A 14,468-nucleotide genomic window follows, 5' to 3' on the forward strand; every position below is an offset into this window, starting at 1 on the left:
CCGGCGAGGGAAACTGAATCAACCTTGAGCACGATATTGGATGAACTTGGCAGCCCCCAAAAAACGCACCGGGAGCCGAGAATTTTAAAAAACCTCAGTCTCGAATCACATTTCAGATTTGCTTATTTGGTGACCCGAGCGGGCCTTGACCGATGGAGAGAGCATGCCTCCCTAAATTTGGTTCTCGGTAACAGCCGCCCCATGATTACTAGCTTATGGCTGCAGCACAAACCTCACCTAGGGAAACTCTGAAAAAGACTTTCAGATTTGGTGAAATAGCCGCTGATCCGAACACGACGGTTGAGCCCCGATGAAACAGATGTCCTTCGCCGATGCCGAGTACGCCGGCAAACGTAAGCAGACCCGCCGCGAGTGTTTCCTGATCGAGATGGATCAGGTCGTGCCCTGGAAGGGACTGATTGCCTTGATCGAGCCGTATTATCCGAAAGGCGAAGGTGGTCGTCCGGCGTATCCGTTGATGGCGATGTTGCGAGTTCATCTGATGCAGAACTGGTTCGGCTACAGCGATCCGGCGATGAGAGAAGCGCTGTACGAGACCACTATCCTGCGCCAGTTTTCGGGACTGCATCTGGATCGGATTCCCGATGAAACTACGATCCTCAACTTCCGGCGCTTGTTGGAGAAACATGAATTGGCCGGCGGGATTTTGCAGGTCATCAACGGTTATCTGGGCGACCATGGCCTGTTGTTGCGCCACGGTACGGTGGTCGATGCGACGATCATTCATGCGCCGAGTTCGACCAAGAATAAAGACGGCAAACGCGACCCCGAAATGCATCAGACGAAGAAGGGGAATATGTATTTCTTCGGGATGAAAGCGCATATCGGCGTCGATGCCGAGTCGGGTTTGGTGCATAGCCTGGTGGGCACGGCGGCCAATGTGGCGGACGTGACGCAGGTCGATTAGTTGCTGCATGGCGAGGAATCATACGTGTCTGACGATGCCGGCTACACCGGCGTGGATAAGCGTCCTGAGCATCAGAATCGCAAGGTGATCTGGTCGATTGCCGCCCGGCCCAGCAGCTATAAAAAACACGCGAAAAAGAGTTTGATCGGGCGCCTGCGGCGCAAAATCGAATATGCGAAAGCACAAGTCCGGGCGAAGGTTGAGCATCCATTCCGAGTGATCAAGCGTCAATTTGGCTATACGAAAGTGCGCTTTCGCGGCCTGATGAAAAACACCGCGCAACAGGCCACGCTATTTGCCCTGTCGAACCTGTGGATGATGCGAAAACGACTGCTGGTCGCGGGAGAGGTGCGCCTGTAATGCGGGAAAAGCGCCTTTAAAAGGCGTCGCTCAAGGGTGAAAAGATGAGTTAAGAACAAGAAAGGTCTGATTTCTGACCAGCCAGCGTTTTTTGAACCTCTACCAACGAGGGCATCAAAAATCGCTGACTACTTCAGACCTTCCCTAGCAGAATTATTTGGATACAAATACAGATAGGTAATTGAAAAATAGGCTTTTATTGTGTGTCGCCAGATGAATGTTATCGCAATGAGAATTTTGTCAGTTGACATAATGTGTCGCACGGTGACACGATTATTCGACACAGGCATATGGAATGTCCGCCATGTGCACTGTAGTCCGTTAGTCGCCACCGTCCTCGCAGAGGGTGCACTCATTTGTTGGTTTTCAAGGAGAGAATCATGACCGGCATACCATCCATTGCACCATACGAAATGCCCACTTCATTTGATCTTCCCCCAAACATCGCCCAGTGGGGTATCGATCCCGACCGTGCTGTTTTGCTCATTCATGACATGCAGCGGTACTTCGTTCAGCCGTTTAACGGGGAACATCGTACTCAGCTTGTCCAAAACATCTCATTACTGTGCGAGCGCGGTAGGAGATTGGGTGTACCTATAGCGTATTCGGCCCAGCCTGGTGGTATGAGTCCAGAACAACGGGGCTTACTAAAGGACTTTTGGGGCCCAGGAATGAAGGTTGATCCGGAAGATCGTAAAATCGTTGAGGAGTTAGCACCTGAACCCAACGATTGGATCTCTACTAAATGGCGTTACAGCGCTTTCTTTCGCTCAGGTCTACTCGAACGCATGCGTGAAGCAGGTCGTGACCAGCTTGTAATTTGCGGGGTCTACGCTCACGTCGGGGTATTGTTCACCGCAGTTGAAGCATTCACCAACGACATTCAGACGTTTCTAGTTGCGGACGCTGTCGCAGACTTTTCAGAAAAATATCATCGCCTTGCACTTGAGTATGCGGCACAACGTTGCGCCGTTGTTTGCACGACTGAGGATGTCTTTATATGACCACTCCTCTGAACGCGCCCGACGATAACAACGAGCTGCTCAATAGTGTTCTTTCCATGTCACCTCCTGCGTTTGCGCTGATTTATCGCCCAGAATCCGCGAACGGCGACTCCGTCGATATTCTGACAGGTACAGTTGAGCACTTAGAAAAACTCGCCGATCTTTCCCGGTGCTATCGTCCACGAGGGTCAACAATCGGTGGACATGACGTATTGGCGATCATTCCATATCGCCAGATAACTGAACGTGGCTTCGAATGCATTGATGACAAAGAACCACTGATCGCACTGAGCATTGATGCAGCAACAACTCTCTCGAAACGCGACGTACTGGAGCAAATTCCTGATACGGGCATCACGTTAACCGGTGAGCACTACGACATCGATGATGACGCTTATGCCGAGACTGCTTTGCAGATTATCAACGATGAAATTGGCATGGGGGCAGGTTCAAATTTCGTATTGAAACGCTCATTCCTCGCATCCATTGAGGATTTTAATCATAGCAAAGCTTTGACGCTCTTTCGCAGGTTGTTGCAACAGGAAATAGGCGCTTACTGGATTTTCATCATCTACACCGGTGACAGGGTCTTCGTCGGTGCGACGCCTGAGCGGCACGTCAGCATGGAGCAAAACGTGGTCACCATGAATCCCATCAGTGGTACCTATCGATATCCGGCATCAGGGCCGAGCGTCGAAGGAGTTTTGGACTTCCTGGCCGACCGTAAGGAAACTGAAGAACTATATATGGTCGTGGATGAGGAGCTCAAGATGATGGGCAATGTTTGCGCCCAAGGCGGCACTATCCAAGGCCCCTATCTGAAAGCGATGACTCGACTGGCACACACGGAATATCTCATCAAAGGGGAAACCCAATCGCAACCTTGGGAAATTCTGCGCGAGACCTTGTTTGCTCCAACTATCACAGGAAGCCCGCTCGAAAACGCTTGCCGGGTCATAAAAAAATATGAGCCTGAGGGCCGCGCATATTACAGCGGAATCGTCGCGCTGTTAGGTCGCGAACGAAGCGGTCAGCACTACGTGGATTCTTCGATTATGATCCGCACTGCAGATATAAATAAGTATGGAACAATCAGAATTTCTACCGGATCCACGCTGGTAAGAAACTCGAACCCAACTTCAGAAGCCGCTGAAACCCGAGCAAAAGCGTCAGGTCTGCTTTCAGCCCTTGGCGTTTTGGATACACCAACCGGAACCCATAATTCCAAGTCCGGTGATCCATCTCCTGGAAACCGATATAAAGACCTTGTCACCCATCCGCTCATCAGTGCTGCGCTTCAAAAAAGAAATGACCACATTTCAAATTTTTGGCAAGCATCTGCGAATGACCGTGCTTGCCCACAAAAGGAGCTAGAAGGTCTTAGAGTTTTAGTTTTGGACGCTGAGGACACGTTTACGTCAATGATATGCCACCAACTCAGTGCATTCAGTCTGTCAGTTACCGTGGCAAATGCAAGAGAACCAGTAAACTTCGATGACTACGATATCTTTGTATTAGGCCCTGGCCCAGGAGACCCCTGCGATCAAAAGGATGCAAGAGTTAACAGCCTGCGCAAGGCAGTCAAAATGTTGCTTGATCAACGTCGCCCGTTCTTAGCTGTCTGTCTAAGCCACCAAGTGCTTTGTTCTCACTTGGGGCTCGAATTGATGCGCAAAGAAACTCCAAACCAAGGAACTCAGAAAGAAATCGATTTTTTTGGAACCCAGGAAAAAGCTGGCTTCTATAACACTTTTTCCGCGATAACAAATCATTCAAAAATTCAATATGGTGCAAATATATCAATTGAGGTGAGTCGTGATGTTGAATCTGGTGAAGTGCACGCACTACGCGGGCCTCTATTCTCATCGTTTCAATTTCATCCCGAGTCAGTACTGACCCAGCACGGTGCAAAAATACTCGGCACGGCCATTTGCGACCTGCTTAAGTAAAAAGCTCATATTAGAGTTTTGCTTCATCAACAAACACATAACTAAAGGTCATTTTATTATGCACCAAGCTACTATCGCTCAGCCTGCAGATAGGCAAGCATGGCTAGGACTACTTACGGTATTGGGACTGGTTGCACTTGTCGCGATGGACGGTTCCGTTCTTTACTTAGCTATGCCCAGAATCACCTCATCTCTTATGCCTAGCGCTGACCAAGCACTATGGATTCTAGATATTTACGGTTTCGTAGTCGGATCGCTTCTGGTGGCTTTCGGAAACATCGGTGACCGATACGGAAGATTGAAGCTTGTGATGGTGGGAGCAATGATTTTCGGCGGGGCATCCGTTGGAGCTGCATTCTCGACAACCCCTGAGAGCCTAATTGCGTTCAGAGCTCTTATGGGATTGGGAGGAGCAACACTATTGCCTTCTGGCCTGGCAATTGTCAGCAACCTGTTTCCTGATCCTAAGCAGCGCGCGCAAGCTATCGGAATTTTTGCAGCGACTTTCGCAGGCGGATTTGCGGTCGGGCCACTGATCGGCGGAATGCTGCTGAATAATTTCACGTGGGGATCTGTTTTTCTTATCAACGTTCCCGTGGTGTTGATTTTCATGCTCTCCGCACCGTATCTGTTGCGCGAGGTACACGCTGAGACGACAGGTAAGATCGACGTTCCGAGCCTCGTACTTTCGTTTGTTGGCATCCTGCTCTTCACATACTCGCTCAAAACGGCTGCAGCGTACGGCATCTCCACCGGTCAGATGGTCTTTGGCGTGATTGGCGTCATTGGTCTCTTTTGGTTCGTCAGCAGGCAGCGCAATCTCAAGCACCCTTTGCTAGACGTGAGCCTATTCAAAGATCGGATTTTCACTATTGCGATTCTGACTGGACTACTGTCCCTGGTGGTTTGGTCTGCTACTGGCTATCTAGTAGGCATCTATGTTCAATCAGTACTAGGGTTCGACGTTTTTACCACCGCACTGCTGACTGTGCCAGGAGCCCTAGTACTAACCGCCACATGTATTTGGACGAGCAAAATCGTTGAAATGATCGGAAAAAAATGGGCGCTTGTAGCTACGCACTTCCTGATCAGCGGTGGGATGTTGCTGCTACTGATGACGGACACCAACTACGGTGCAGGTTTTTTTGTCGCCTCAACAATAATCGCAGGCATCGGATACGGCCTTTCATTCAGCCTCGTCGCCGAAATTGCAGTATCAGCAGTACCACCTGAGCGAGCAGGCGCTGCAGCCGCAATAGCAGAGACAAGTAACGAGATCGGCAACGCGCTGGGTATCTCCGTGCTCGGTTCACTCGCAGCACTTTGGTTTCGCCTTTCGGGCCCTGACGTTGCCGGCACACTGAACGAAACACTCGATACGTCAGGTCTCGCCGCCGAAACAATTGCTCAAGCACAGCAGGCATTCTTGACTGGTATGCATCTAGCAATAGCTGTTGCTGGCCTCCTTACCTTTGCAGTAGGCCTACTCGCTGTCTACTGGCTACCCAAAACACTTCCCGAATAATCACTGGATCGGATTATTCGATTATCAAAGCACTATCCGCCAATTTTTTATCAAGGAATGAATTATGAGCTTGGCAAAAATCGTCGCTGACACGATGAGCAAGTACGCGGATCGCCCTGCTATTGGGGAGCGAGACAAAATATTTATTACTGATGACTCCAGTCAAGAGGTGTCATTGAAGCTGCTGCCAAGTTACGGCACGATAACTTATGGCGAGCTCTGGAAGCGAACAGGTGCCTTGGCAGCCGAACTACACCACAGTACTAATGCGCCTTTGACTGCAGGCAGTTCGGTTGCATTTCTAGCCTTCACGAGCGGTGACTACGCCATATTAGACTTAGCTTGCATTCGTCTCGGTGCGATAGTCGTCCCTCTTCAAACAGGATCATCTCAAGCTCAAATAGACTCGATTTTGCAAGAAACCGAACCTTTGGTCTTCGCTACAAGTATCGACTACTTGGATATCGCCGTAGAAGTCGCAATTAAAACCCCTTCTATTCGTCGAATTTTGCTGCTGGACTACTACTCACAGATATCTGAACACTCGAAAAAACTCAACGCCGTACTTAGTCAACTTGACAGCAACTCCAGTGTGATATCAATCGAACCTCTTCAAGATCTGATTAAAAGGGGGACTGCCCTATCTGAGCCCCCCATGTATAGCAGCTCTACCTCAGATGAAGAGTTGTCGATGCTGATATATACCTCTGGTAGCACTGGCACACCCAAAGGAGCCATGTACACACAGAAGCTTGCATCTGGAATGTGGGGCGGCTCGTGGGCTACCATTTTTTCAGAAGAGAGAGCTATTACATTTCACTATATGCCAATGAGCCACGTCGCTGGCCACTCTTCGCTTAAAAGCACTCTTGCTAGAGGCGGCACCTGTTATTTCACGGCCAAGAGCAATCTTTCCACTCTGCTCGAAGACATCTCGTTGAGCAAGCCAACGGAGTTGTCGTTGGTGCCACGGATATGCGAGATGATTTACCAAAAATATCAAACAGAGCTGGCCAGAAAAAGAGCGAGCCACGGCGATGATACATCCTTGACGATTCTGGAAGATATCCGAGTAAATATCTTGGGAGGCCAGGTAGGCTGGGCCAGTTGCAGCTCCGCCCCGCTGTCCAATGAGTTGAAGATTTTTACGGAGTCGCTGCTGAATATTCCTCTTCACAATGTTTACGGTTCCACAGAAGCAGGTGCAATCTGGATTGATAATGAGCTACTTAGTCCTCCAGTCGAAGACTATAGAATTATCGATGTACCCGAACTCGGCTATTACGGTACCGATTCGCCATTTCCTCGCGGCGAGTTACTTTTAAAAACGCAGTCAATCATCCCTGGCTACTACAAACGACCGGAGCTGGCCTCGGAGCTCTTCGATGAGCATGGATACTACAAAACTGGGGATATTGTGGCCGAAACGGGTCATAACCGACTGGTCTATGTAGATCGTCGTAAGAATGTAATCAAATTGTCCCAGGGCGAATTTGTAGCGACTGCGAAATTGGAGACCATTTTCTCGGCAATACCGGAGATCCAAAGTATCTTCGTGTATGGAAAAAGCGAGTGGTCTTACCTACTCGCTGTCGTTGTTCCCTCCAAACACCTTGCGCAACGATTCGATGGTAAAGCAGAACTGATCAAGCAATTTATCGGTGACGCCATTCGTAAAGTGGCGAAAACCTCCGAACTGCGCAGCTATGAAATTCCAAGAGACTTGTTAATCGACAATGAACCCTTCACCCAGACTAATGGTCTGCTTTCTGATCACGGCAAACCATTGTGGCCTAAGCTTCGAGAAAAGTACGCCTCTCAACTTGAAGAGTTGAACATTCAGCTTGTATCCAAAGAATTGAATGAACTTCATGATATCCACGAACGGATAAACCAGCAGACGGTACTCGAAACGCTAAAACAAGCAGTGCGCAGCTTAGTGGGGGGCGCGACTGAGGAGATCAGTTCTCACGCACAGTTCAGAGAGCTAGGCGGAGACTCTTTATCTGCTGTCAGTCTCGCTTCGATACTTTCTGATGCTTACGGCATCACCATTCCTGTCGATATGCTAATCAGCCCCGCGTACGACTTACAGCACGTTTCTGACTACATCGAGAAGACACTCCATTCGGGCCAGATTCGCCCCTCAGCTGCCTCAATTCACGGTGCAAAGCCAAACGTATTCAACGCAAAGGATCTTTCACTCCAAAAATTCATTAGCCCAGATATCCTAGAGAAAGCACAAGGGCTGAAACCATCCTCCAATTCAGCTCGAACAATCCTGCTCACGGGCTCGACCGGTTATCTCGGTAGGTTCTTGTGCCTTCAATTGCTAGAGGAGTTTGGTGAAACGGGGGGTAAGCTGATCTGTGTAGTGCGAGGAAAAAATGTGGCCTTGGCCACCAAACGACTTTATGAGTCGTTTGGTAGCGCAAATTCACAAGTTTCCAGAAAGCTACGATCACTATCCACTCTGCACCTTGAAGTACTGGCAGGCGATATTGGCGAACCCAAACTTGGACTGGATCCGGAAACCTGGGACAAACTGGGCAAGGAAGTAGACACCATCGTCCACGCAGGAGCCCTAGTTAACCACGTCCTGCCGTACAGCAACTTGTTCGACGCCAATGTGACGGGCACTGCGGAAATCATCAGCTTGGCTCTCTCAAACCACCTGAAGCCTGTTGTATTCCTATCCAGCATTGCCGTGGCATCTTTAGTAAACACCGAAACCACCTTGGATGAAGACGCTGACATCCGCATTGCAGCCGCAGAAATAGAAGCGGAAGACACTTACGCGGCCGGCTACGCGCTGAGTAAATGGGCAAGTGAGGTGTTGCTAAGAGAAGCACACAGCCATTACGGTTTGCCTGTCACCACATTCCGTTCAAGCATGATTCTGGCGCATAGCCAATATCCTGGACAGTTGAATGTCCCCGATATGTTTACTCGCCTTCTTTTGAGCGTCGCACTTACAGGCATTGCCCCGCCATCGTTCTACCGCGCCACTAACAACGTTGGACTGCCTCATTACGATGGGCTGCCGGTAGACTTCACTGCCTCCGCGATATTGAAAATCGGGGTAAAACAACACACGGAGTCGTATCGGTCATTCAATTTGGTGAATCCGCATGACGATGGAATTTCGCTGGACACGTTTGTCGGCTGGATGACTGACCATGGCGTCAACATCAGAAAAATTGCTGACTACGCTGATTGGTACAACCGGTTAGAAACAGCACTGCTCGGCCTTCCGGAACGCCTGAAGCAGCATTCAATACTACCGCTCATGCATGGTTTTAGCGAACCAGCAGAGGTCATCAGTGGCTCAACCATTCCTTCCAATCGTTTTCAAGAAGCCGTTGAGACATTCGATTCTGGTTCAGGAGCCTTTGCAATCCCACATATATCTGAATCTCTAATTCGGAAATATGTGACGGACTTGCAATCCTTGGGGCTCTTGGGAGATCTGCATAAAAGGTTAAATCGCACTTCTTCCGCTGCCATACCTGAATTGCAGTTGTAAGCCAAGAAAATCGTACGTAACCGTTTGAGCCAGTCGTAAATGGTCGACTCTATCGATCACTGTTTTTGGTGACAAACAGAACTTTGAGATGGTTGGTTGCAGCTCCTGTTGACTGGGAGCTGCAAAACTTTCGTTTATAATCAGGTAACTAAAATGAAATCCCATTCGCTCGCGTCACCGGCTTCATTATCAGTATTTTCTGATGCACAACTGCAACTACCAAGCACTCTTGAACTTAAACGAAAACTCCCAATAACTGACACACTCTCGCATCAAGTCCAAGACAACCGCAATACAATACGTGCAATCCTGAGCGGTCAAGATGAAAGACTGCTAGTGATTGTGGGGCCCTGTTCGCTCCACCACCCAGACTCGGCACTTGAATATGCCGAAAAACTTATAGCTTTAGCTCAATCGTTAAATGACGAGATCTATTTAGTGATGCGTGCATACGTTGAAAAGCCGCGCACGACAGTCGGCTGGAAGGGCTTGGCGTACGACCCTTGGCTCAATGGTAGCAATGATGTACATGCAGGGTTGGAGGTTGCGCGGATGCTGTTGCGAGATATCGCGGCCAAAGGCTTACCTATTGCAAATGAAATCCTTCACCCCATAGCAGCCGGATATTTCGATGATTTGATGAGCTGGGCTGCTGTTGGAGCTCGAACCACCGAATCACAAGTCCATCGAGAGTTAGTGAGCGGTTTAGACATCCCAGTAGGCTTCAAGAATGGTACCGACGGAGGCGTTGCAATTGCATGCGATGCCATGCGTGCTGCAGCACATCCACACACCCATTTCGGAGTCAGCAGCCAAGGGTTCGCGGCGGTTCTTAAAACCAATGGCAACCCAGATACTCATCTAGTACTAAGGGGAGGTATCGCAGGCCCCAATTATGATCGTTTCAGCGTTGCAGCCGCTAAGACAGCCATGGATAAAGCCGCCCTTCCCTCTCGGATTTTGGTTGATTGCAGTCACTCTAACAGCGGCAAGACTCATACTCGGCAACCCGGAGTATTTGCAAATGTGCTGGAGCAGCGCTTGGACGGAGAGCATTCTCTGAAAGGGATGATGCTGGAGAGCCATCTTTATGACGGCTGCCAGGTATTAGGCAACTCCATGCGATATGGCGTGTCAGTGACTGACGCATGTTTGGGGTGGGACGCTACCGAGGCTACGTTAACCAATGCTGCATTAATGCTAGCCAAGGCTAAACCTCGGATGAGGGGGATTGCTGTCTAACTGCAACCGCGGGGATTGGAAGCGGATTTACCAGGCGTTGGCATAACCGTGCCTCATGATGAACATTAGGTGAGCCACTCCAACACCGGTAATCTAGCAAATGTCACAGTATCTGAATCCAGTTTTTTCTACTAGCTTCCTGTCTGAATGCCGTAGCCGAGTACTATCGTTGCTAGAACCACTCGCAGCATTCATTAACCTCATCTGTATAACAGCAACCATACCCTTAGTCGCTTCCGCCAATAAAAAAGGGCCCGCGAAGGGCCCTTTGTACTCAAACCAATGTTACTTGGTCAGCCAGGATTCAACCGTGTCGGAGCCATGTTTCGCTTTCCACTCTTTGAGACCCTTATGGTTTCCACCCTTGGTCTCAATCGTCTCACCAGTATTCGGGTTCTTATAAAACTTCACTTCGCGAGCCTTGCGGGCTCCAGCTTTACGCTCGCCTGCTAGTACGCGACGACCTGCTTGCGGATCAAGCAGTTTGATCACGTCCTTAAGGCTGTAGCCATATTTTGCGAGCAAATCACGCAGTTTGGTCTCGAATTCTATTTCTTTCTTGAGGCCAGCGTCACCCTTGAGAGCCTCAAGCGCTTGGAGCTGTTCGGCAAGGTGTTTTTCGAGTTGGCGGAATTCGGCAAGTTTAGACATAAAAAAATTCTCGATGCGAGTAATACCTGAAGGTTACACCATAAATCACGGCCCGCAATAATAAGGAATTGCGCCTGATGTCTTTCACCCGGCCGGCCGATATAAATCTGCTTCCAAGCGACAATAGGCCCCGAGTTGACTACCTGTGAATGGCCGATGCTCCTTTTCTTATTGATGAGTATCCGCCTCCTCAGCCGGATAAAACTCCCCCTCCTTCCCCATCTTTTTTAGCTGTTCGCGCACGATCAACTCAACGCTGACAACTGCGGCTTGATCGTCAGGGTTGACCAATTGCAAGCACAAGCGTCGGACATTCTGATCGTGGGTGCCCTCGCTCATCATCTCGTGGGTGAAGACTTGTTCGCCCCGCCATAGGCATAGCTGGGTATGAGTCTCGCCGAGCCATATCTCGTTGATTGATCCTAGGTCGGTGGTCGCCAATTGATCGACGGTGATTGTCTTATCCATTGCTCTGTACCTTATCAATAAGCAGATACAGGTAGACTTCCGGGCGCAGGGGGTCGTTCAAACTACCGGCAGTTCACCCGGCCAGATGGTGGTGAGTCACGTCCCGGGTTGAGGTCGAACAATCAACGATTGAAGCCGGAAAGTACGAATAGACGGTGGGAATGCCATGACTAATACGGCTGCTTTTACATTCAGATGGGCGCGCATGGAAAAACCTTACTCCCCTCCTCAACCCAATGCTTCAGTTCGCTGGCGTGCAGCTGCCGATACGCCGGCTCTCAGACTGCGGCTGAAATCAGTCATCGACGTCTTCGACCAGTGAGAGGGGCTGAATCAAATGCGGGCCTTGATTACGAACGTTACCTACATCCTTGCGAACCTTGTACCAATGAAAGTCGGTAACTGGTCGGCAGTGTTCCATCGCGATTTCCTTCGCTCGTTCAACTGAAGTTTCAGGATCAATCCATTCGCGAGCGTGCTCAGGTGCCAGAACCAGAGGTTTGCGGTCATGGATATCGACCATACCTTGGTCACTAGCAGCCGTGATGATCACAAAGCCGTCTCGATCATCCGGCTCGAGGCCTTCGTGCACCTCAGCCAAACCCGCAAAGAACATCGGAATCTGCTCCTTCAACGTGATGAAATAGGGTTGCTTTTTCTTTGAATCATTTTCGTCTTTGACCCATTCGAACCAGCCGTTCGCCGGCGCGAGGACGCGACCATTTGGCCAGAGCTGATTGAAAAATTTCCCGGTCATGACAGTCTCGACCCTCGCGTTTATTGGGTCAGGCCGCTTTCCCTTCGCCCAGAATGGCGCCCATCCCCATTTAACCTTATCGACACTCAAGCCCTCTCCCACTGGCCGGATGATTTCCACCCGCGTAGAAGGCGCGACGTTGTACCGCTCGACTGGCCAAAGGTCATAGCCATTGATCACCAATTGCTTTGGCGCAAGTTCCTTGAGGTAGTGATCCATTGATTCGTAGATCGAGTAGCGTCCGCACATGGTGTCACCCGTCGAATTGTCGTACCTAAAAGATTGACCGCAAGCGAACCAAATCGTTAACTGTATGCATGTACAGTTAACCTCATAAGGCTTGCATCATGAGCATCACCATCCTCGGCCCTCTCGCGTCTGGCGGTAGGAAGCTGCCTCTCTATTCATCCAGGGTGCCGGCGGGCTTCCCCTCCCCTGCGGCTGATCACATCGAAAAGCACATTTCCCTCGATGAGCTGTTCGATATCCGCGCGCCGCACGTGTACTTGGTGAGGATTGATGGAGACAGCATGCAGGGCGCCGGAATCTATTCGGGTGATCTGGTGGTCGTTGATCGAAGCATCGATGCGGTCAGTGGCGATATCGTCATCGCCGCGCTGAACTCGGAGCCTTTCTGCAAGCGCCTGCTTCTGCGTGAGAACGCCGTACTCCTCCTGTCGGAGAATCCGAAATATCCGGCAAGACATGTCATGGAGGGCGATGAGCTCGTGATCTGGGGTGTGGTGAAATACAGCGTGCGCAATCATGAAAACACTTGAGCCAGTCTTTGCCCTGATTGACTGCAACAGCTTCTATGCGAGCTGCGAGCGAGTGTTCAGACCCGACCTGGCAAAGACACCTATCGTGGTGCTGTCCAACAATGACGGCTGTGTGATTGCGCGCAGCTACGACGCCAAGCCTTTCGTGAAAATGGGCCAGCCGTACTTCCAGATCAAAGACCATCTACGCCGGCATGGAGTCGTGGCCTTCAGCAGTAATTACGCTCTGTATGGCGACATGAGCGAACGCGTCATGACGATCATTGAATCAATGGTGCCGGCTCTTGAGGTTTACAGCATCGATGAAGCATTTGCCGACCTGACTGGCATGCCTGGTGATTTGTCAGCGTTTGGTAGACAAATTCGCTCCGCGCTTTTTAAGCGCACGGGCATTCCTGTCGGAGTTGGCATTGCCCGCACCAAGACTCTGGCAAAGCTTGCGAACCATACTGCCAAGCGATTGTTAGATATCACCGGTGGTGTGGTGGATCTGTGCGACCCGTTCAAACGGGATTGGACGCTGCGCAACACCGATGTTGGCGAGGTCTGGGGCATCGGCAGGCGCATGAAGGCAAACCTGGAAATGATGGGCATCAAGACCGCAATGGAGTTGGCGAAAGCCGATCCGTGGATGCTGCGCCAGAAATTCAGTGTGGTGATCGAGAAGACTGCTCGCGAGCTTGCAGGCACCTCATGTCTGGAACTAGGTGAAGCTGACCCACCCAAGCAGGAGATTTGCTGTAGCAGGATGTTCGGCACCAGGCTGACGCAGATCGAGCCGATCAAGGAGGCCGTCGCCACCTACACCCAACGCGCGGCGGAAAAGCTCAGAGCGCAAAACTCGCTGTGCAAAAAGATCCGCGTGAGTATCAGGACAGGCATGTTCAATCCCGAAGAAGCGAAGTACGCAAACGGCGCACTCGTCGAACTACCCTACCCGACAAACGATGTTCGACTCATGACCAAGGCAGCGACCGAAGCCGTCAATCGCCTCTTCCGACCAGGCTTCAAATACAGCAAAGCGGAGGTTCTGCTGATGGATCTGCGTCAGCCGGGTGAATTCACCGACGATTTGTTCGCGCACTCGCAGCCAGTGATGGCTAACAAGGTGATGAGCGTTCTGGATGAAATCAATGGCCGCTGGGGAAAAAGAGTGCTGCGGGTGGCTAGTGTGCCTGTCGCACCTGGTTGGGCGATGCGTCGAGAGCTGATGAGCCAGAGCTACACGACCAACGTAAATGAGCTGTGGACGGTGAGAGCCCAATAACGGCGCGGCATT

The 14,468-nt window shown here is 50.6% G+C and carries 10 protein-coding genes and 1 pseudogene; 8 read left to right on the forward strand and 3 right to left on the reverse strand.

Annotation, left to right across the window (positions count from 1 at the left end):
- Nucleotides 1-310 precede the first annotated feature (310 nt).
- From BI292_RS23970 to BI292_RS23995, 6 genes and pseudogenes are all read left to right on the forward strand, one after another.
- Nucleotides 311-1,288 (forward strand): annotated as a pseudogene (locus tag BI292_RS23970) (IS5 family transposase).
- Between the two features lie 380 nt (nucleotides 1,289-1,668).
- Nucleotides 1,669-2,292, forward strand: a complete 624-nt coding sequence (locus BI292_RS23975; RefSeq protein WP_101209425.1) for an isochorismatase family protein — start codon at nucleotides 1,669-1,671, stop codon at nucleotides 2,290-2,292.
- Between the two features lie 56 nt (nucleotides 2,293-2,348).
- A complete protein-coding gene (locus BI292_RS23980) occupies nucleotides 2,349-4,241 on the forward strand; it encodes an anthranilate synthase family protein (RefSeq protein ID WP_371918755.1) in 1,893 nt (630 codons plus the stop codon).
- Complete coding sequence (locus BI292_RS23985; RefSeq protein WP_256592737.1) at nucleotides 4,198-5,766, forward strand: MFS transporter; 1,569 nt, start codon at nucleotides 4,198-4,200, stop codon at nucleotides 5,764-5,766. Before BI292_RS23980 ends, BI292_RS23985 begins: the two co-directional genes overlap by 44 nt.
- Nucleotides 5,767-5,830: 64 nt before the next feature.
- Nucleotides 5,831-9,292, forward strand: a complete 3,462-nt coding sequence (gene car, locus BI292_RS23990) for a carboxylic acid reductase (RefSeq protein WP_101209428.1) — start codon at nucleotides 5,831-5,833, stop codon at nucleotides 9,290-9,292.
- 153 nt (nucleotides 9,293-9,445) lie between these two features.
- Nucleotides 9,446-10,534, forward strand: coding sequence for a 3-deoxy-7-phosphoheptulonate synthase (locus tag BI292_RS23995; protein ID WP_101209429.1), 1,089 nt, complete (start codon nucleotides 9,446-9,448; stop codon nucleotides 10,532-10,534).
- Nucleotides 10,535-10,819: 285 nt separating this feature from the next.
- Here the strand turns inward: BI292_RS23995 and BI292_RS24000 are convergent, their stop codons facing one another.
- The 3 genes from BI292_RS24000 to BI292_RS24010 all read right to left on the reverse strand — a co-directional run bounded on the left by BI292_RS24000 (nucleotide 10,820) and on the right by BI292_RS24010 (nucleotide 12,659).
- Nucleotides 10,820-11,185 carry a histone-like nucleoid-structuring protein, MvaT/MvaU family gene (locus BI292_RS24000; protein WP_101209430.1) on the reverse strand — a complete coding sequence of 122 codons (366 nt, stop codon included), beginning with the start codon at nucleotides 11,183-11,185 and terminating at the stop codon, nucleotides 10,820-10,822.
- A gap of 168 nt (nucleotides 11,186-11,353) precedes the next feature.
- Nucleotides 11,354-11,653, reverse strand: a complete 300-nt coding sequence (locus tag BI292_RS24005) for a hypothetical protein (RefSeq protein WP_101209431.1) — start codon at nucleotides 11,651-11,653, stop codon at nucleotides 11,354-11,356.
- Nucleotides 11,654-11,948: 295 nt separating this feature from the next.
- On the reverse strand, nucleotides 11,949-12,659 hold the full coding sequence (locus BI292_RS24010; RefSeq protein WP_101209432.1) for an SOS response-associated peptidase family protein: 711 nt from the start codon (nucleotides 12,657-12,659) through the stop codon (nucleotides 11,949-11,951).
- A 98-nt stretch (nucleotides 12,660-12,757) separates the two neighbouring features.
- On the opposite strand from BI292_RS24010, the gene BI292_RS24015 reads away from it, so the two are divergent.
- Both BI292_RS24015 and BI292_RS24020 read left to right on the forward strand, forming a co-directional pair.
- Entirely contained in the window at nucleotides 12,758-13,189 is a 432-nt protein-coding gene (locus BI292_RS24015; RefSeq protein WP_101209433.1) for a LexA family transcriptional regulator, read from the forward strand.
- Nucleotides 13,176-14,456 carry a Y-family DNA polymerase gene (locus tag BI292_RS24020; protein WP_101209434.1) on the forward strand — a complete coding sequence of 427 codons (1,281 nt, stop codon included), beginning with the start codon at nucleotides 13,176-13,178 and terminating at the stop codon, nucleotides 14,454-14,456. The genes BI292_RS24015 and BI292_RS24020 overlap by 14 nt, the downstream gene beginning before the upstream one ends.
- Nucleotides 14,457-14,468: the final 12 nt, after the last annotated feature.

It is taken from the genome of Pseudomonas sp. 43NM1 (assembly GCF_002836905.1).
Classification (GTDB): Bacteria; Pseudomonadota; Gammaproteobacteria; order Pseudomonadales; family Pseudomonadaceae; genus Aquipseudomonas; species Aquipseudomonas prosekii.

Bases quoted from the DNA above. Each gene is read 5' to 3' on its own strand.
- BI292_RS23975 (WP_101209425.1), top strand. From the start codon at position 1,669: ATGACCGGCATACCATCCATTGCACCATACGAAATGCCCACTTCATTT.
- BI292_RS24005 (WP_101209431.1), bottom strand. From the start codon at position 11,653: ATGGATAAGACAATCACCGTCGATCAATTGGCGACCACCGACCTAGGA.
- BI292_RS24020 (WP_101209434.1), top strand. From the start codon at position 13,176: ATGAAAACACTTGAGCCAGTCTTTGCCCTGATTGACTGCAACAGCTTC.
- BI292_RS24000 (WP_101209430.1), bottom strand. From the start codon at position 11,185: ATGTCTAAACTTGCCGAATTCCGCCAACTCGAAAAACACCTTGCCGAA.
- BI292_RS24015 (WP_101209433.1), top strand. From the start codon at position 12,758: ATGAGCATCACCATCCTCGGCCCTCTCGCGTCTGGCGGTAGGAAGCTG.
- BI292_RS23980 (WP_371918755.1), top strand. From the start codon at position 2,349: ATGTCACCTCCTGCGTTTGCGCTGATTTATCGCCCAGAATCCGCGAAC.
- car (WP_101209428.1), top strand. From the start codon at position 5,831: ATGAGCTTGGCAAAAATCGTCGCTGACACGATGAGCAAGTACGCGGAT.
- BI292_RS23995 (WP_101209429.1), top strand. From the start codon at position 9,446: ATGAAATCCCATTCGCTCGCGTCACCGGCTTCATTATCAGTATTTTCT.
- BI292_RS24010 (WP_101209432.1), bottom strand. From the start codon at position 12,659: ATGTGCGGACGCTACTCGATCTACGAATCAATGGATCACTACCTCAAG.